Source organism: Muricauda sp. SCSIO 64092, from assembly GCF_023016285.1.
Taxonomy (GTDB): Bacteria; Bacteroidota; Bacteroidia; order Flavobacteriales; family Flavobacteriaceae; genus Croceivirga.
Map to the genome: position 1 here is coordinate 5635009 of NZ_CP095413.1, position 19282 is coordinate 5654290.

General features: G+C 43.1%; 17 protein-coding genes. 12 read left to right on the forward strand and 5 right to left on the reverse strand.

Features of this window, described 5'->3' with window-relative positions; genetic code table 11:
- Positions 1 to 141: 141 nt before the first annotated feature.
- The 4 genes from L0P88_RS23640 to L0P88_RS23655 all read left to right on the forward strand — a co-directional run bounded on the left by L0P88_RS23640 (position 142) and on the right by L0P88_RS23655 (position 4007).
- Positions 142 to 285, forward strand: coding sequence for a hypothetical protein (locus tag L0P88_RS23640; protein WP_247132553.1), 144 nt, complete (start codon positions 142 to 144; stop codon positions 283 to 285).
- Between the two features lie 97 nt (positions 286 to 382).
- Entirely contained in the window at positions 383 to 2503 is a 2121-nt protein-coding gene (locus tag L0P88_RS23645; RefSeq protein ID WP_247132554.1) for a sensor histidine kinase, read from the forward strand.
- A complete protein-coding gene (locus L0P88_RS23650) occupies positions 2500 to 3168 on the forward strand; it encodes a histidine kinase (RefSeq protein WP_158777887.1) in 669 nt (222 codons plus the stop codon). Before L0P88_RS23645 ends, L0P88_RS23650 begins: the two co-directional genes overlap by 4 nt.
- Positions 3169 to 3353: 185 nt before the next feature.
- A complete protein-coding gene (locus tag L0P88_RS23655; protein WP_247132555.1) occupies positions 3354 to 4007 on the forward strand; it encodes a hypothetical protein in 654 nt (217 codons plus the stop codon).
- On the opposite strand, the gene glyA is transcribed toward L0P88_RS23655, so the two are convergent.
- On the reverse strand, positions 3995 to 5299 hold the full coding sequence (gene glyA / locus L0P88_RS23660; protein WP_247132556.1) for a serine hydroxymethyltransferase: 1305 nt from the start codon (positions 5297 to 5299) through the stop codon (positions 3995 to 3997). The two genes, L0P88_RS23655 and glyA, sit on opposite strands and share 13 nt — an antisense overlap.
- 248 nt (positions 5300 to 5547) lie before the next feature.
- Here glyA and L0P88_RS23665 point away from each other — a divergent pair, with 248 nt between their 5' ends.
- Positions 5548 to 6735, forward strand: coding sequence for a hypothetical protein (locus L0P88_RS23665; protein WP_247132557.1), 1188 nt, complete (start codon positions 5548 to 5550; stop codon positions 6733 to 6735).
- 35 nt (positions 6736 to 6770) lie between these two features.
- Here L0P88_RS23665 and ytxJ read toward each other — a convergent pair whose 3' ends face one another.
- On the reverse strand, positions 6771 to 7166 hold the full coding sequence (ytxJ, locus tag L0P88_RS23670) for a bacillithiol system redox-active protein YtxJ (RefSeq protein ID WP_247132558.1): 396 nt from the start codon (positions 7164 to 7166) through the stop codon (positions 6771 to 6773).
- A 142-nt stretch (positions 7167 to 7308) separates the two neighbouring features.
- Here ytxJ and clpB point away from each other — a divergent pair, with 142 nt between their 5' ends.
- Together clpB and L0P88_RS23680 are read left to right on the forward strand one after the other, a co-directional pair.
- Entirely contained in the window at positions 7309 to 9909 is a 2601-nt protein-coding gene (clpB, locus tag L0P88_RS23675; RefSeq protein WP_247132559.1) for an ATP-dependent chaperone ClpB, read from the forward strand.
- 99 nt (positions 9910 to 10008) lie between these two features.
- A complete protein-coding gene (locus L0P88_RS23680) occupies positions 10009 to 10602 on the forward strand; it encodes a TetR/AcrR family transcriptional regulator (protein WP_247132560.1) in 594 nt (197 codons plus the stop codon).
- A gap of 10 nt (positions 10603 to 10612) precedes the next feature.
- Here the strand turns inward: L0P88_RS23680 and L0P88_RS23685 are convergent, their stop codons facing one another.
- Positions 10613 to 12187 carry a PorP/SprF family type IX secretion system membrane protein gene (locus L0P88_RS23685; protein WP_247132561.1) on the reverse strand — a complete coding sequence of 525 codons (1575 nt, stop codon included), beginning with the start codon at positions 12185 to 12187 and terminating at the stop codon, positions 10613 to 10615.
- Positions 12188 to 12241: 54 nt separating this feature from the next.
- On the opposite strand from L0P88_RS23685, the gene L0P88_RS23690 reads away from it, so the two are divergent.
- Positions 12242 to 12796 (forward strand): SixA phosphatase family protein, encoded by a 555-nt coding sequence (locus L0P88_RS23690; RefSeq protein WP_247132562.1) that lies wholly within the window; start codon positions 12242 to 12244, stop codon positions 12794 to 12796.
- Between the two features lie 12 nt (positions 12797 to 12808).
- Here L0P88_RS23690 and L0P88_RS23695 read toward each other — a convergent pair whose 3' ends face one another.
- Positions 12809 to 13558 carry a DUF6503 family protein gene (locus tag L0P88_RS23695; RefSeq protein WP_247132563.1) on the reverse strand — a complete coding sequence of 250 codons (750 nt, stop codon included), beginning with the start codon at positions 13556 to 13558 and terminating at the stop codon, positions 12809 to 12811.
- A gap of 73 nt (positions 13559 to 13631) precedes the next feature.
- Between L0P88_RS23695 and smpB the strand changes: the two genes are divergently transcribed.
- Both smpB and L0P88_RS23705 read left to right on the forward strand, forming a co-directional pair.
- Positions 13632 to 14090: an SsrA-binding protein SmpB gene (gene smpB / locus L0P88_RS23700; RefSeq protein ID WP_247132564.1), complete on the forward strand. Its 459-nt coding sequence runs from the start codon at positions 13632 to 13634 to the stop codon at positions 14088 to 14090.
- Between the two features lie 91 nt (positions 14091 to 14181).
- Positions 14182 to 16641: a DUF5686 and carboxypeptidase regulatory-like domain-containing protein gene (locus L0P88_RS23705; protein WP_247132565.1), complete on the forward strand. Its 2460-nt coding sequence runs from the start codon at positions 14182 to 14184 to the stop codon at positions 16639 to 16641.
- A gap of 51 nt (positions 16642 to 16692) precedes the next feature.
- Here L0P88_RS23705 and L0P88_RS23710 read toward each other — a convergent pair whose 3' ends face one another.
- The gene (locus L0P88_RS23710; protein ID WP_247132566.1) at positions 16693 to 17334 is read right to left on the reverse strand and encodes a protein-L-isoaspartate(D-aspartate) O-methyltransferase; all 642 of its coding nucleotides are present in this window, start codon (positions 17332 to 17334) and stop codon (positions 16693 to 16695) included.
- 90 nt (positions 17335 to 17424) lie between these two features.
- Here L0P88_RS23710 and L0P88_RS23715 point away from each other — a divergent pair, with 90 nt between their 5' ends.
- Together L0P88_RS23715 and L0P88_RS23720 are read left to right on the forward strand one after the other, a co-directional pair.
- Entirely contained in the window at positions 17425 to 18384 is a 960-nt protein-coding gene (locus tag L0P88_RS23715; protein WP_247132567.1) for a Gfo/Idh/MocA family protein, read from the forward strand.
- 9 nt (positions 18385 to 18393) lie between these two features.
- Complete coding sequence (locus L0P88_RS23720; RefSeq protein WP_247132568.1) at positions 18394 to 19281, forward strand: 3-hydroxyacyl-CoA dehydrogenase family protein; 888 nt, start codon at positions 18394 to 18396, stop codon at positions 19279 to 19281.
- Position 19282 lies beyond the last annotated feature (1 nt).

Here is a 19282-nt window from a genome sequence, read left to right on the forward strand (position 1 = left end):
AAAATTCTAGCCAAACCGGTCCGTTTACCCTGAAAAGTGGGCCAACTACATTGAACATCCAAGTATAAGTGGGGTTGGGCAGGGCTGTATGTTAATTTCCACCCAGAATCAAATTATAACCCCTCAAAAAATGGAATCATTATGAAAAAAGTATTTACTATTCTAGCAATAACGGTATTCTCCCTGGGATTATTTTCCTGTGAAGCAGAAAGTACGGCAAGCCAAGAAGAACTGTATATAGACTCTCCTGACGGCAGCGAAGCAGGCGAGATTGAACGAGATTAAAAGTTTTTATCCCTTATATAAAAACCCCAAATTTTAACATTTGGGGTTTTTTTGTATCTTGTATGTAGGTAAATTGTTACAGTGCAACTTTCGGTATATGAGGCCAACCATACTGATTCTTCTACTAATCCTTGCGTATGTTGCGTGCAATACTCCCGTTTCCGATAGTACCACGGTTGGGAATGCAACGGTTACCGATAGTGTAAACGTCTGGCTCAACTGGGTATCGGACAGCGCGGCTTTGACCAAGCCCCAGAAATCCAATTTGCTCCAAAAGGCCTATGTCCTGAGTTTAAAAAGTTCGGATAAGGTCTACAAAACCGAATCCCTGGCCAAAATCTCGTATCAAAGTCTCCTTATCAATGATTCCCTCAATTTTAGGGCGGCCAATGCCGAATTGCTGGAAGCGGCAAAAGCAATTGGGGATCACAAGGCCCATGGCCTGGCCCATTGGGATTTGGCGGACTTCCACAAAAACAAAACCCCGGACAGTGCCTATTACCAGTATCGGGAAGCCTATATCCAGTTCTCCAGGGCCGATCTGGAAGGGACCCACAGGGACTACCCCGCCCGGATGCTGTACGCCATGGCTAACGTTAAGGAAAAAAGCAAGGATTATGTGGGGGCGGAGCAAGATGCCATAAAGGCCATTGCACTGTTTAAGGAATTCGACTCCAAGGAATACCTATTCAATAGTTACGACCTGCTGGGTATTATCCAAAACGGATTGGAAAAATTTGACAAGGCCCTGGAATACCACCTAAAGTCACAGACCTATATCAAATCCATCGCACCCAATAAGCGTTATGAATTTAGGATACGGACTACCAATAACATTGCTTCCACCTACTTAAGAAGCAAGAATTATGGGAAAGCTTCGGAAATGTTCAATTATTTAAAACAGGAAGACAGTCTATATTCTAAAAACCCGAAGCTCTATTCCCGAGTGTTGGCCAGCAGTGCCTATAGTGATTTTAAGAACGGTAGTACCGATTACACGAACCTTCTTGATCAAATCACCAAATCCACCACCATTCTGGACAGTTTGGATAACCGCTATGTCCAGGCCAGAAACCATCAATTTATAGCGGAAATTCTGGCAAGCCGGGGAGATTCGGTCCAAGCGGTACAAAGCGGGTTGCGGGCCATAGAAATTGCCAAAGAGACCCAAAACAACGACCGTTTGTTGAGTTCCCTTAAATTGCTGACCACCCTGGACAAACGAAACAGTGCCGCCCATGCCAAGGCCTATTTTAATCTCAGCGAGAAACTTCACCTGGAGGAGCGGGCCATACAGGATAAATTTGCGCGCATCCAAATGGAGACCGATCAAATCATCGAAAAAAACGAATCGCTGGCCAAGCGAACACAGCTATTGGCTGGGATTTCCATTGGGCTTTTGATCGTTTGCATCGGGATTTTTATCATCATTTCCCAACGGATCAGTAACCAGCGGTTAAAGTTCAACCAAAAACAACAGGAGAGCAATCAAGAAATCTACAGTCTTATGCTGGCCCAGCACGGTAAAATGGAAGAGGGCAAAAAATCCGAACAAAAAAGGGTTTCCGAAGAACTCCACGACGGAATTTTGGGCCAAATGCTGGGCATACGACTGGTCCTAAGCGGATTGAACGAACGCGACGATCCCTCTGCCATTGAACAACGTGCGGAACTCATCGTAAAACTTCAGGAATTGGAAGAGGAAATCAGGACCATTTCCCATGAGCTCAGTGCGGCGGCCTACAAAAAGGTGCACAATTTTATTCTTTCCATAAAGGATTTGGTAAAAACGGTACAACAATCCTCCGATATCGCCATACACTTTGAATATGCGGATACCTTTGACTGGGATGGCCTGGATAGTGACATTAAAATCAATACCTATAGAATTACCCAGGAATTGTTACAGAACTCCGTAAAACATGCCAAATGCAAAAACATTAGGGTGGCTTTCCTGAAAAACAAAAATTTACTACATTTAACAATACAGGACGATGGAATCGGTTTTGGAAAGTCCAAAGGGAAAAGAGGTATTGGGCTAAAAAATATTAATTCACGTGTTGAAAAGATGGGGGCAACGTTTGCTATTGAGAGCGAATCTTCAATGGGAACGACGGTCAATATCAAAATCCCGAACATCGATTTAAAACAACGTCATCCAAAACCCAAAACCATACGTACCACTGTTGCAGATGCACAATTCATAGATAAGGGATGAAAACACTTAGGATTTTAGCAGTTGACGATCATGAAATGACCATGTTGGGTTATAAGTTCATTTTGGAGCGGATTGTTTTTGATGACCACAATATTATTGTGGATACGGCCAATACCTATGAAGGTGGAAAGCAAAAGATAGAGGAATCACTCCATTCCTTTAAATACGATATTATATTTCTTGATGTGCAACTGTTTCCTCCCAATGAGGAACAACCCAACAATGGTGAGGACCTGGGAATTTTGGCCAGAAAACTGGTTCCGGAATCCAAGATCATCTTCATGTCTTCCTTTAGTGACAACTATCGCATAAACAGTATCCTGAAATCGGTGGACCCGGATGGATACATGGTAAAGACGGATATTGACCCCAAATCCCTGGAGCAGGCCGTTAAAACAGTGACCACCCAACCGCCGTACTATTCTTCCAAAGCCCTGGGGGCCATCCGCAAAAAAATGTCCAATGATATTACATTGGACGAAAACGATAAAAAAATTCTCTACCACCTGTCCATTGGTACCAAAACCAAGGATTTGGAGAAACATATAGAACTTTCCTCCTCCTCCATTGAAAATAGAAAGCGACATTTAAAATCCCTTTTTGGTACCGAAAAGGAAAACGACCTTGCTTTGATTCTTGCAGCCAAGAACAGGGGTTTTATATAGGCAGTTCATGATTTGATTTTCACGGTTCAATAGGGGCTTTATACCGTTCAAAGCTATTTATTTAACATTTTTTTAACAAAAAATCAATAATTTTCTAGGTAAACCCCAGTTTTTTTAAGGGAAAACTTCAATTATTCCTTAATCATTCATTCTAACTTCGAAGTACAATTCAAAAGGTATAGCAAATGTCAACGTCGAAAAAGTCAAATGACTTCATACAGAATAGTGCTTTTGATTCCGCGAAGCTAGCCGGACTGGCAAGCTTAAAACGTATTTTAGAACGTGATTTCTTTTGTGAGACCACTATTGATGTATTTGCCCACAATGATAAAAAAGTTGACTTGGTCATTCATCTGTATTGTAATTATGGGTTAACGGAAAGTCTGTTCCACTTGAACAATGGTACTTGGGGAAGCTTTCGGAATGCCATTTCAGGTGATGTAAAGACCTCCCCTTTTCAAGCTGCGCTCTGGGAACTGGAATCCACCACCAATACCATTTTTGATATTAAGGAACTTTCCATCCACTTACGGGATACCTCCATAATCATCTACAAATTGCCAAACCAGCAAATACAGGATAATTTGGAATCCATCCTGGATTTTGTGAGCGGAAATTTTGTGTATTTCACCAGGGGGCTCTCCCAAATGCCCTATGAAATCTTTGTTCCCATTCACGAAGAAACCAAAAACAGTTTTTCGCATTCGGACGGAAAATCCAAATACCTTCAGTTTTGGGGCATCTATTTTGAGGGAGATGATGATTTACAGGTATACGATGTCACCAATAAAACCATAATTGAGCAAAGTGACTCTTTTCTTTTGAACTACTGGGAATAGCTTTTTTTGCCCAGTTCTTGATATTGAAATAAAGGCCTTGGGGACATCATTTCATTAATGGCGTCCTTTATTTTGGAAATGCCCTCTTCATCATCGGGTTCATTGACCACCCGATCGATAAAGGAGACGATGGTTTCCATATCCTGTTCTTTCAAGCCCCGTGTGGTAACGGCCGGGGTTCCCAATCGAATCCCTGAAGTGATAAAAGGGGATTTATCGTCAAAAGGGACCATATTCTTATTGGCGGTAATATCTGCCCGTTCCAATGCTTTTTCGGCATCCTTTCCAGTAATTCCCTTGTTCCGCAGATCAATCAACACCATATGGTTATCGGTTCCGCCGGATATTACTTTATAGCCCCGGTTCACCAAGGCACTGGACAAGGCCTCCGCATTTTTCTTGACCTGGATCATATAATGCAAAAAATGGTCCTCCAATGCTTCGCCAAAAGCTATTGCCTTTGCGGCAATAATGTGTTCCAGGGGTCCGCCTTGATTTCCGGGAAACACGGCCAAATCCAAAAGTCCCGACATTTTTCTAAGATTCCCGTTCTTTAATCGTATCCCGAAGGGATTTTCAAAATTCTCGCCCATTAAAATGAGGCCTCCCCTAGGGCCGCGAAGGGTTTTATGGGTGGTTGTGGTAACGATATGGCAATGCGGCATGGGATCATTAAGAATGCCTTTGGCAATGAGTCCGGATGGATGGGAAATATCCGCCAACAGCAGTGCATTCACACTATCCGCAATCTCCCGAAATCGCTTAAAATCCATATCCCGACTATAGGCGGAGGCACCGGCAATGATCAATTTAGGTTTTTCGCGATCCGCAATTTCCTGGATCCCATCATAATCAAGCGTTCCCGTTTCCTCATCCACACCGTAAAAAACAGGACGGTACAATTTCCCCGAAAAATTTACGGGCGAACCATGGGTGAGATGGCCACCATGGGACAGATCAAAGCCCAAAATGGTATCCCCGGGCTGCAAACAGGCATGGTATACGGCAGCATTGGCCTGGGAACCGGAGTGCGGTTGCACATTGGCATAAACGGCCCCAAAAAGTGTTTTGGCCCGTGTTATGGCCAATTCCTCAACTTCATCCACTACTTCACAGCCACCATAATAGCGCTTTCCGGGATAACCCTCGGCATATTTGTTCGTTAAAACCGACCCCGCCGCCTCCATAACTTGTGGGCTGGTAAAATTTTCCGAAGCTATCAGTTCAATTCCCCTGGTCTGTCGTTGTCTTTCCCTTTGGATAAGTTCAAATATCTGCTCGTCTCGTTGCATTTTCCCGCTAAAAGTTAAGTGTCAAAAATACAAATTGATCGCTCCTTTCCATCACGAATAATGCGGATTTGAAATAGACTTTTCAACCAAAAAGTCAACAATTGGCGCTACCTCCAAAACAAGGGAAAATCCAAAGAAAAGGTGTATTTCATCGATATTATACTACTGTTCAACCTTTTTCGTTTCTAAACTATAGCATTTTGGCACGCCAATTGAAAAATACGAATCAAACCATAAATCAAAAAGCCATGAAAAAATCAGTACTGTCCATCATGTGCGCTGTACTCCTAGCTGCCTGTGGAGGGGTCAAGAAAACCCAACAGGCCTTAAACAGCGGCAACTATACGGTGGCCATTAACAGGGCCCTGAAAAACCTTAGGGAAAACAAGGCAAAAAAGGGAAATCAGGACTACGTTGTCCTTTTGGAGGAAGCTTTTGCCAAAAACGCCGAAAAAGAAATCAGCAGGATCAAGTTTTTGGAAAATGATGGCAATCCGGCCAATCTCATGGCCATTTATGAAGGATACTCCAATTTAAAGAACCTTCAGGAAAGGATACGACCCCTACTGCCCCTTCCCATTTATGACGAGGACAGGAATGCACGGTTCAAATTTGTGGATTATGACAATGCCATTTTAAACACCAAGGATGAGCTTTCCGCATATTTGTACGACAATGCCACCAATTTGCTTTCCAATGCAAGAAATAAAATGGAATATAGAAGGGCCTATGATGATCTGAAGTATTTGGAGGACATCAACCCCGGATATGGGGATACGGCACAAAAAATGGACGAAGCCTATCAAAAAGGATTGGATTTTGTTAAAGTGGAATTGAAAAATAAAACCCAGCAAATCATCCCGGAACGATTGGAATCCGAATTATTGGATTTCAACACCTATGGCATCAATAACTTTTGGATGCAGTTCCATGCCAATCCCATGGACAATGTGAACTATGATTTCGCCATGGAACTGGACTTTAATCAAATCAATATTTCCCCGGAACAGGTCAATGAAAGGCAGATTATTAAGGAGAAGGTGATCAAGGACGGGTTTGAATATGTCCTGGACGAAAACGGGAATGTTGCCAAGGATAGCCTGGGTAACGACATCAAAGTGGACAAGCTCAAAACGGTTACCTGCAACTTTTATGAGTTTACCCAATTGAAAACGGCACAGATTGGCGCCAATGTTAGCTTCAAGGATTTAAGGAGCGGACAGGTCATCAACTCCTATCCCCTATCCAGTGAGTTTATTTTCCAACATATTTACGCAAATTTTGATGGAGATAGAAGGGCTTTGGACAATAACCTGGTGGCCTTACTGGATTTGGCCGCAGTTTCCTTTCCGACCAATGAACAGATGGTATATGATGCTGGTGAGGACCTAAAGGCGAGGTTGAAGGCCATTGTAAATCGCCACGAATTCAATTGATCATTCCATGGGTCCGGTCATCTGACCGGACTTTTTTATAGGAACCGTTCCAGGTCCACCTCAGTAATTGCCCCATGCGAGGTATGAAAAACGACGGCCCCATTTTTTACCACCAATAACTGTGGGGATTGGTGCACTACCTGAAAGCTGGCGGCAACCGCATTGGAAACATCCCTATGGGCATGCAAATCCAAAAAGTACAGATCAGCATTCCTTTCGTTAAAAGGATAGTTTCCGGTGAACATCCCCAACACCATTCTGCTGATGCCGCAAGTAGTGGAATGTTTAAAGATCAGTTGTGGTTTTTCCTTGGAACGTTCCTTAATTTCATTGAGTTGTTCCCGATCGTTCAGGGCAATCCAGGGTAGTCCCCCCTCTTCTTCCTTTACATCGTTTTTACCCCCCTTAAATAAACCTCCAAATAATCCCATGGTATAAATTTAGGGGTTCTGTCGTCCAATATCAAAAATCATTACAACTGACTAAATGTCGTCTGTTTCCCAGCATTTAGCGCCATTTTGTCTGATGCCGGGTATTGGTAAGGTTGTTGAAATAGCAATTCAAAAAGACGATATGAACTTCAACAACTTCACTATAAAATCACAGGAAGCCATACAACAGGCGCAACAGATTGCGCAAGGATATGGTCACCAACAAATAGAAAATGAACACCTGTTCAAGGCCATTGCCGAGGTGGACCAGAATGTCCTGCCCTTTTTGCTTAAAAAATTGGATGTCAACAACAATTTGGTCAATCAGGTAATCGACAAGGAATTGGAGAATTTCCCCAAAGTCTCGGGAGGGGAAATCATGGTATCCCGCGAAGCCGGTAAATCCCTTAATGAAGCCAGTATTATTGCGAAAAAAATGGAAGATGAGTATGTGTCCATTGAACACTTGTTACTTGCCATTTTTAAATCGAAAAGTAAAATCGCCCAGATACTAAAGGACAATGGGGTCTCGGAAAAAGGACTGACGGCGGCAATAACCGAACTCCGGAAAGGCGGTAACGTAACCTCCCAAAGCGCCGAAGACACCTATAATTCGCTTCAGAAGTATGCACGCAACCTCAATGAATTGGCCGACTCCGGAAAGTTGGACCCCGTTATTGGCCGGGATGAGGAGATCAGACGGGTACTACAAATCCTATCCAGGAGAACAAAAAACAATCCCATGCTGGTAGGAGAACCTGGAGTGGGTAAAACCGCAATAGCAGAAGGTTTGGCCCATCGAATAGTACAGGGGGACGTTCCCGAAAACCTAAAGGAAAAAACCATTTATTCCCTGGATATGGGTGCTTTGATAGCGGGCGCCAAATACAAGGGTGAATTTGAGGAGCGTTTAAAATCAGTCATTAAAGAGGTTACCACTTCGGATGGATCCATAGTATTGTTTATTGATGAAATTCACACTTTGGTCGGGGCCGGAGGTGGCCAAGGGGCCATGGATGCGGCAAACATCTTAAAACCTGCGCTTGCCAGGGGCGAGTTAAGGGCGATTGGGGCCACAACCTTGGATGAATACCAGAAATATTTTGAAAAGGACAAGGCGTTGGAAAGAAGGTTTCAAAAAGTAGTGGTGGATGAGCCCGATACCGAAAGTGCCATTTCCATTCTTAGGGGTATCAAGGAGAAATACGAAGCCCACCACAAGGTACGTATTATGGATGAAGCGGTCATTTCGGCCGTGGAACTGTCCCAGCGGTACATCACCAATCGGTTTTTACCGGATAAGGCCATTGATTTGATGGACGAAGCGGCATCCAAACTCCGTATGGAAATCAATTCAAAGCCCGAGGAATTGGATGCGCTTGACCGAAAAATCATGCAGTTGGAAATTGAAATTGAAGCCATAAAGCGGGAGAACGATGAAACCAAGCTTAAATCCTTAAATCTGGAATTGGCAAACCTTAAAGAGGAGCGAAATGAAATCTTCGCACAGTGGGAAGGTGAAAAGTCCGTTGTGGATACCATCCAAAAGACCAAACAGGATATTGAGAACTATAAATTGGAGGCCGAGCGGGCAGAACGCAATGGGGACTACGGAAAAGTAGCCGAACTTCGCTATGGAAAAATAAAGGAAGCGCAAGAGTCCCTGGAAAAATTACAACAAGAACTTAAAGCGCAACAAACCGCAGGAACCCTGATCAAAGAAGAGGTGACCAACGAGGATATTGCGGAAGTAGTGGCCAAATGGACCGGAATTCCCGTTACCAAAATGTTACAAAGTGAACGGGACAAACTATTGCAACTGGAATCCGTACTGCACCAACGGGTGGTTGGCCAGGAGGAGGCCATTGAAGCCGTTTCCGATGCCATTCGCAGAAGTAGGGCCGGCCTCCAGGATGTCAAAAAACCTATTGGCTCCTTTCTCTTTCTGGGAACCACGGGAGTGGGAAAAACGGAATTGGCAAAAACCCTGGCAGCTTATTTATTTGATGATGAAAATGCGATGACCCGTATTGATATGAGTGAATACCAAGAACGGCACGCTGTAAGTAGATTGGTGGGTGCGCCCCCGGGATATGTAGGATACGATGAAGGTGGACAATTGACCGAAGCGGTTAGAAGAAGACCCTATTCGGTGGTCTTACTGGATGAAATTGAAAAAGCACATCCTGACACTTTTAACATTCTACTCCAGGTTTTGGACGAAGGAAGGTTAACCGACAATAAAGGTCGCGTAGCCGATTTTAAAAACGCCATCATTATCATGACGAGTAATATGGGAAGCCATATCATCCAGGAGAAGTTCGAAAACTCCAATGATATTTACAGTGCCACGGAAGCTGCTCGTATTGAGGTTTTGGGGCTTTTACGGAAAACCATACGCCCTGAGTTTTTGAACCGGATCGATGACATCATCATGTTCACCCCATTGAGCAAAAAGGATATCACAAAAATTGTTGGTCTACAGTTGGAACAATTAAAAAAGCGACTGTCCACACAAAATATCACTTTGGATGCTACCGAAGAGGCCGTACAGTATTTGTCCCAAAAAGGATACGACCCCCAATATGGAGCACGCCCCATTAAAAGGTTGATTCAGAAGGAAGTCCTCAATAAACTCTCCAAAGAACTTTTAAAGGGAACCATTAAAAGTGAAAGCATCATTCTTCTGGACTCGTTTGATGACGGTTTGGTCTTTAGAAATCAAAGTGAGGTTGCGGTTTAAGCATATGGATTACGGTAAAAAGGGCGGTCCATGGACCGCCCTTTTTTAGTTATACCATCCAGTATATAATTTTCATATCTTAGCCTAAAACACAGACCTATGTCCTCAAAAGCCGAACGGACCACAAAATATATCATAGAGACGGTAGCCCCTATTTTTACCAAACACGGTTATGTAGGTACCAGTATGAGTCATTTGACCGAAGCCACCGGCCTCACCAAAGGGGCAATCTATGGGAACTTTGAGAACAAGGAGGCATTGGCCCTCTCCGCTTTTGAATATAACAGAAACCAATTGCTCACCAAATTTGATGAACTCCTATCAGTAGAGGGAAGTGCCATGGACAAAATCCACTCCCTACTGGGTTTCTATAGACAGTATGATGTATTTACCATGCCCATGGGGGGCTGTCCTATATTGAGCGTGGGGGTGGACGCGCAAAACAACAACAAATTGTTGGTGGCCGCCTGTCACGAAACGCTCAATGAACTGGAAGGGAAAATTGCGCTGGTTTTGGAAAATGGTGTAAAAGCGGGTGAAATCAAAATTCCTGTTCCTCCCCTTCAATTTGCGAAACAACTGTACACCATGCTCAGTGGGGCCGTTGCCATGGCCACAATGACCAAGGACCGAAAATATTTGGTCAACACTGTGGCGTATTTAATCCATTTGGTGGACAACGAAGTAAAATAGATGGTTCCAATTAGCGTATCCTAAAAATCCAAAGTTTATCCTGGTATTTACCATTGAACTTGCTGTCCCTTGCCTTTCTCGCCTCATTAATGGAATTATATCGCTGTAAATAGACATAGTTATACCCATTGACGTTCCGATAAAATGAACCTGGGCTTAACCCCCTACCCTTCAAGGTTTTCATGAAATTCTCATAATACCTTTTGGTACCGAACACGTTGGCGATCAAATAAAATCCGGGTTCCAGACCATCCTCCTTGGCAACTTCCTCATACCGCTCATTAGGGAGCAGAACCACATCTTTATTGAGCTCGACTTGAGCAATACTGTCCTGTCTGGCTTTTTCCCTTAAAAGTGCCATTTCCTTGGATTTTGCCGTGGCAACGGAATCCTGTTTGGCCTGTATACGTCTTTGTTCCTCCCTGACTCGGGCAATACTGTCCAGCCGATTTTTTTCCTTTCTGGCCGCGTTTGCCGCAATTAGAGCCCGATCAATGGAGTCCTGTCTTCTTTCTTCTTGAAGTCGCAGCTGTCTTCTCGAGGGTCTTTTAGGGGTAACTTCGGGCGCTTTTTTTGTATCCTCTATATTGTCCACCGTTTTATTCTCCTTGCTGGGTTTGGTTTTCTCCTTGACCGGCGTCTTTTCTTCCAACAATGGCTCCTCTTCCAATTGGGGCTTTTTTGCAAAAGTTTGTTTGCCAATCAAATAAGAGATCGTTAACTCAAAAGTGGGGTCTTCTTCCGAAATTTCATTATCCGTGGGAAATTCCAAAAGTCCCCCTATCGCTATTTTTTTTGCCAAAGTAACGCCCAATCCCAAAGAGGGCCCATAAAAATTATTGTACCCCCCCTGCACCCAAAATTGGGGATGTCCCAGCAGGGCATTGATCCCTACCTGGGTATCAAAACCCGAAATGGCATTCAAATACAGTTGGGGTCTAAAGAACGTGGGGTTACCCCATAGCTGAAAAGGGAAATCATTACTGATAAATCCTATAACGGAACTATTGCTTTCGGGATCGTCTGGTCCGCTTAGGGCAAGGGACACCGCATTTTGGACAGCAATTCCCGCACTGAACGTCTTACTGGTCAATCGTAACCCGGGTGATATTTGGGTGAAAAAACTGTTTTCGGTATTGATGGATTGCAATTCACTTTCGGGTAAAAGAACCAATTGTTCATCGGCGAGTTTTTGGTCGAATGAAAAAATGTTCACCCCAAGGTAGATGGTCGTATTATCACCCAAAGAACCCGCCCATGCCACATTTAGATTGAGCCCCGTCTGTAGGTATATCCCTGTATTGTGCTGGAAAAAACCAAGACCTCCTGCAAGGCTCTCATTGAGTTTTTGGGTATAATTCACAAATAGGGTTGTTGGATCTCCATCAATACTTTGCCACTGCCATCGGGACCAGAGGGCCAAGGACCGTGGAAGGTTCCTATCCAGTGAAAATGTGGGGTTGAACAAACTGGAATTGATTTGGTTGAGATTATGCTGTCTAAAATCTGTTGGCAGCTCCACATTTTGGGCAACACAGGTGAATGAAATTGATCCAAAAACAAAAAGCAAAAAATACCGCAACATATTTGGATAAAAAATTTAATGCTACTTTTAAGTTAATTATTTATTGAATATGATATGGGGAAACTTCAAAAATCTTTAAAAACCCTAGTTTTTACATGCCTACTGCTAGCTTTTATAGTGGGCATTGTCGGTTGCAAGCAGGATGATAAAGATATTGAAATAAATAAAGAACCTGTTGTTTCCACTTTTTATTTGATTAGGCATTCCGAAAAAGATAAGAGCGACCCTAACAATCCCGACCCCGAGTTGGAACAAAAAGGTTTGGATCGCGCCATACGCTGGGCAGAGGTATTTGATCATATAGCCCTGGATGCGATTTATTCCACCAATTATGAACGCACCACCATGACCGCTGCACCAACATCGGTCAAGAAAGACATTGATATCGAGTTTTATGACCCAAATGGTCTGGACATGGAAGATTTTAAACTAAAGAACAGGGGAAAACAAGTCCTTATCGTGGGCCATAGCAATACCACGCCCAGTTTCACCAATGGCCTCCTGGGAATGGAAAAATACGAGGCAATGGATGATGATGACAATGCCAGCCTTTTTATTGTACGCATAGTTGATGGGCAGGCCACCGATATGCGATTGAAATTGGATTAGGGCCGGTCAACACTAATCAATAGGGGTCACCTGAATGTTTTCAAGTTCTATTTTGGACAACAGTTCCAATTCGTTTTTTTCAAACAAACTATCAATCTTAAAAAAATCCACTTGCGCCCCCTTTTGGGGTTTAAAATTGTTATAATCCACAAAACGGATGCCCCCTACGTACCTTTCATTGTACGCTTCACGAAAACGTATCCCACCACCGTTGACATGGAATTCGTAAGCTAAGTATTCAGGTTTAAAACTCTGTTTTTCAAACCAATACAAATAGGTGTCCTCAAAATCATCGCCACCACTTTCCTGACTGAACGTAACCTTGACCTTGTAATACGTTTTTTCATTGATCATGTGTTCTCCCAACAACTCCTTTTTGACCGCCTTATCGTTCAACCCCAGGGGAAGTCTGGAAAAGTAATGTACGGAATTTACTGAATTGGCATAGGTGTTGGCAAGGGTATCGGGAAGAACGATCAGACTATCATTAAAAAATCGTTGAAAGTCGGTGTTTGTTTTTTTATCGGTAATGGTTACCGAATCCGTTCGGGTTATCCGTTTTAAGAGTTTTTTGCCGTTCCTGTTCAGTGATTCGTACGTCCTATCCCTAAAAACAAAGGATATCTTACTGTTGTCATAGCCCTCTCCACCACTTATTTGAATGGATTTGTCAACAATTTGCTGAACGGTCATTTCATTATCCGTGGATGACTTACAGGACAGTAGGCCAAGTACTAAAAAAAGGTAAAGGAAGCTTTTCATATGTTGTTTTTAAATCTATCGTAAAAATCCTGTTTTCATTACAGTTTTTGCAAATCGGATTATTTTTGCATTTATGCAGAAGCAAATCAACATAAAGAACAAACGTGCCCAATTCGACTTTGAACTATTGGACAAATATACTGCTGGTATCGTTCTTGCGGGCACAGAGATAAAATCACTGCGTTTGGGCAAGGCCTCACTTTCCCAGAGCTTCTGCGAATTCAATGACAAGAGGGAACTTTTTGTCATCAACATGCAGATCGATGAATATAGCCATGGCGGATATTACAACCATAAGCCCAAAGCGGAAAGAAAGCTACTTTTGAACAAAAGGGAACTCAAAAAACTACATAAGGAAGTCTCCACTGCCGGGCTTACCATTGTGCCGCTAAATGCCTTCATCAATGATAAGGGCCTTGCCAAAATAAATATTGCCCTGGCCAGGGGTAAAAAACAATACGATAAAAGGGAAACCATTAAAGATCGGGACAATAAGCGCAATTTGGACCGAATCAAAAAAAGTTACAGATAATAACGGAAAAACGAATTTTAACAAAAACTAAACGCCTTTACGTAGTTCTTAGCTTTAATATTACAGGCGCAAACCAAAATTCTCCGCTCTTTTGAAGTCATATCCGCTTCTCTTCATTATTTGCTTGTCCGGTTTTGCTTATTTGAATGCACAAATAGTTGGAAAGGTTTCCGATAGCAATGGCGAGTCCCTGGCTTTTGTCAATATCTATTTTGATTCAACGGCCAATGGGACCACGACCAATGAAAACGGGGAGTACGCCCTTGATCTCAGTGAAAAGGGGAAATATACCTTAGTATTTAAATACTTGGGCTATAAAACGCAAAAAAAGGCCATTACCATAGATCAATTTCCCTATGAACTTGACGTTCTTTTGGAAAAACAACGCCTGGAGCTGGATGAAATCACTGTAAAGGCAAAAGAAAATCCCGCCAATAGGGTCATCCGAAATGCCATTGCAAAACGGAAACAGTACAAGCAGGAACTGTCCTCCTATCGGGCAGACTTTTATTCCAAAGGTCTCATACGCATAAAGGATGCTCCTGAGCGAATCCTGGGACAGGACCTCGGTGACTTTGGTGGGGGCTTGGATTCCACACGGTCGGGCATCATTTATTTGTCCGAGACCATTTCCAAAATCGCCAAAAACAAAAATGCATTCAAAGAAAAGATTTTGGCTTCCAAGGTTAGTGGCGATGACAATGGGTTCAGCTTTAACAATGCATCCGATGTCAACTTTTCCTTTTACAACAATACGGTCACCTTTGGTGGCGAACTCATCTCCCCCATTGCGGACAATGCCTTTTCGTACTATCGCTATATTTTGGAAGGCACTTTTTATGATGAGGGAAATCGATTGATCAATAAGATCAAGGTTGTACCAAAACGGCCGAACGACAGGGTTTTTTCCGGGGAATTGTTTATTGTGGAAGACTCATGGGCCATATACGCATTGGATTTCAGCGCAACCGGTGAACAAACACGGATTGTCCCCGTGGACACCATCCACTTAAAACAGGATTTCAATTACATTCCCAAACAAGACACCTGGTTAAAAACCCTGCAACGTATCGATTTTCAATATAGTATCCTTGGGTTCAAGGGCAATGGCCGTTTCACAGCGGGATATAAGAACTATGAACTGAATCCGGACTTTTCCAAAAAGGAATTTACCAACGAAGTTTTATCGTTTGAGGAAAATGCGAACAAAAAGGACTCTATTTTTTGGAATGACGTTAGGCCGGTGCCGCTAACGGATGAAGAAACTGCGGACTATCTGCAAAAAGACAGTTTACAGGTCATTCGGAAATCCCAAAAATACCTGGACTCGGTTGATGCGGTGGGCAATAAAGTCACTTTGGGGTCCTTGTTCTTCGGCTATACCTATAGCAACACGTTCAAGGAAAAATACTATTCCCTTGCCTCCCCCCTGGCCAACATTAGCTTCAATACCGTTCAGGGTTTTAGGGGAGGTTTTGAATTCAACTACCGAAAGCGAAATGAGGAGAAGGGAACGCGGTTTAATCTCAATACCGTTTTTGATTACGGGGTGTCCGATAAACGTTTTAGGCCTTCGGGTTCCATTTCATACCGCTTTAATAATTTCTCCCGTCCTTTTTTACGTTTTAGTGCCGGTAACCGGGTAATGCAGTTCAACAACAACAATCCCATTACCCCCTTTGGCAACTCCATCCTTTCCCTGTTCTTTGAGAACAACTTTGCCAAATTTTATGAACTGAATTTTTCCGAGCTATTCTATTCGCAGGAATTGGTCAATGGCATTTCCGTATACCTAAATTTTGGATACGAAGAACGAAAGCCTCTCTTTAACGCCACTAACTTTGTCATCTTTAAGGGCAATGCGGATTTTACATCCAATAACCCTTTGGATTCCCAAGATTTTGATAACGCCGCCATAACCGGACATCACATTTTAAAATTGTCCCTAACTACACGAATTCGGTTTGGGCAAAAGTACCTGAACTATCCCGATGGGAAATTCAATTTTTCCGAGGATCGGTTCCCCACACTTTATCTGGGATACGAAAAAGGGTTTGCGGGCAGTGAACCTGAAAACCATTTTGACCAATTGAAGCTGCGATTGGTCCAGGATTTTGCCATTGCGGACAAGGGTAGATTTTACTATAACCTTAGGGCAGGAACTTTTCTTAATGCCGGGGACATTTCATTTGTGGACTACCAACATTTTAACGGAAATCGTACCCGGATTACCCGTGGAAACTACCTCAATTCATTTTTCCTTTTGCCCTATTACGATCTAAGTACGAACCAAAGCTATTTTGAAGGTCATGTTGAACACAACTTCCTGGGGTATGTCATGGGGAAGATACCGCTGTTAAAAAAACTGAAATCCAACTTGATTGTCAGTGGCAAGCTACTTTCCATATCCGAAAACGATCCTTATGCGGAATGGGGCATCTCCCTTGGAAATTTGGGCTGGAAAAAATTTCGGTTCCTAAGGGCAGGTTTTGTACAGAGCCATTATCGGGGGGTTACGGAAAGTGGTTTCAATATTGGACTTCAGTTCTAGGGCCAAAAATGGTCTTTACCAAAATTCAATCATATCACCCCGAACAGGCGCTTAGTTTTTGTCTTCCAATAATGGGACAAACCTAAAGCTTCCAAAGGTTTTTTTCTCAAACTCCTTTTCGGACTTCCTACTGTAAAGCGTCATTTCCTGTTCTTCCACTCCTACGGGAATGACCAACCTACCCCCTACCTTTAATTGGGAAAGTAAGGCCTTTGGGGTCTCCGGTGCCCCAGCGGTCACAATAATTCCATCAAATGGTGCTTCTTCCTTCAGTCCCTTATAACCATCCCCAAAAACAATCTTTTTAGGACGATATCCCATTTTAGTAAAAAAGAGCTTGGTGCGTTTAAATAATTCGTGCTGCCTTTCCACAGTGAACACCTTTGCCTTTAAATGCAATAAAACGGCGGTTTGATAGCCACTTCCCGTTCCTATTTCCAACACCTTGTCATCTGGTTTGACCCCTAACAACTGTGTTTGAAAAGCAACCGTATAGGGTTGTGAAATGGTTTGGTTGGCACCGATGGGAAATGCTTTGTCCTGATAGGCATGATCTTCAAAACTACTATCCAAAAATAGGTGCCTTGGAATGGCCTTTATGGCATTCAAAACGATTGGATCCGTTATTCCCTTGGCTTTCAAGGTCTTTGCCAGTTTATTGCGCATTCCCTTGTGTTTAAAGGTGTCCTGCATAAAAAAGTTGGTTTGGAATACGAAAGTACACAACCCCCAAAAAAGTAGCACGGTTTTTTTTATCTCCGTATTTTTGAAAAAACAAATCCTATGCTCAAAGTCGGCGTCCTAGGAGCGGGACACTTAGGGAAAATTCACCTTCGCCTTTTAAATCAATCCGAAAAATATGAACTGGTTGGGTTTTATGACCCCGATGAGATCAATGCCAAAAATGTCCAGGAAGAATTTGGGTACACCTATTTTGAAAACCTGAATGACTTGATTGATGCTGTTGATGTGGTCGATATTGTCACCCCTACCCTTTCGCATTACGACTGCGCAAAAAAATCGATGGAAAAGGGAAAGCACATATTTATTGAAAAACCCATTACCAATACTTTGGAGGAGGCCGAAGAATTGATTGAATTGGAAAAAAAATATGGCGTAAAAGGACAGGTGGGCCATGTGGAACGTTTTAACCCTGCATTTTTGGCGGTAAAGGACAAAATTGTTGGCCCAATGTTCATAGAAACCCATCGTTTGGCGGAATTTAATCCGCGGGGAACCGATGTTCCCGTGGTTTTGGATTTAATGATTCATGATATTGACGCCATTCTAAGTGTTGTCCCTTCAAAAGTGAAGCAAATAAATGCCAGTGGGGTTTCCGTAATCAGTACATCCCCGGATATCGCAAATGCCCGGATCGTATTCGAAAATGGATGTGTAGCCAATCTCACCTCCAGTCGGATTTCCTTAAAAAACATGCGTAAATCCAGATTTTTTCAAAAGGACGCCTATATATCGGTGGATTTTCTGGACAAAAAAGTAGAAGTGGTCAAAATGAAGGACGCACCGGAAAAACCTGGGGATTTTGACATGATATTGCAAAATGCGGAAGGTGAAAAAAAACAGATTTATTTTGAAAATCCGGAAATAGAACCCAACAATGCCATTTTGGACGAGTTGGAGACCTTTGCAGATGCCATTATGCAAAATACAAGACCGGCAATTACTTTAACAGAAGGCACCGAAGCATTAAGGGTAGCCCTTAAGATCATTGCATCATTCTAAAATCAGGAAATGGATAAAATAGCGATTATAGGAGCAGGTACCATGGGGAACGGAATTGCCCATGTTTTTGCACAAAATGGATATTCCGTGAACCTGGTGGACATTTCTGAGGATTCCCTGGGAAGGGGAATGGCCACTATTGCCAAAAATTTGGACCGTATGCTGGCCAAAGAGCGTATTTCGGAAGAAGTAAAAAAGGCCACACTTTCCAACATTACCACTTTCGCCAATCTGGAAAACGGGGTAAAGGACGTGGACCTTGTGGTCGAGGCGGCGACCGAGAGCTTAAAAATAAAGCTCAGGCTTTTCAAGGACCTGGACTCCATCTGCAAAAAGAGTGCCATTTTGGCCACCAACACGTCGTCCATTTCCATCACCCAGATTGCCGCAATCACCAAAAGGGCCGACAAGGTCATTGGAATGCATTTTATGAATCCAGTACCCATCATGAAATTGGTGGAGATCATCCGTGGGTACAGCACTTCCGACGAAGTAACGCAGACCATAATGGATTTGTCCAAAAAACTGGGCAAAACCCCCACTGAGGTGAACGATTATCCCGGATTTGTGGCAAACCGTATCTTAATGCCCATGATCAATGAGGCTGTTGAAACCTTGTACAATGGAGTGGCCGGAGTAACTGAAATAGACACGGTAATGAAGCTGGGAATGGCACATCCCATGGGTCCCTTGCAATTGGCGGATTTTATCGGTTTGGATGTCTGCCTGTCCATATTGAACGTCATGTACGATGGATTTAAAAACCCCAAATACGCACCCTGTCCCCTATTGGTGAATATGGTTACCGCCGGAAAACTCGGGGTGAAATCCGGAGAAGGGTTTTATGACTATTCGGAATCCAAAAAAGCCGAAAAGGTTTCCAATCAATTTGCCTGAT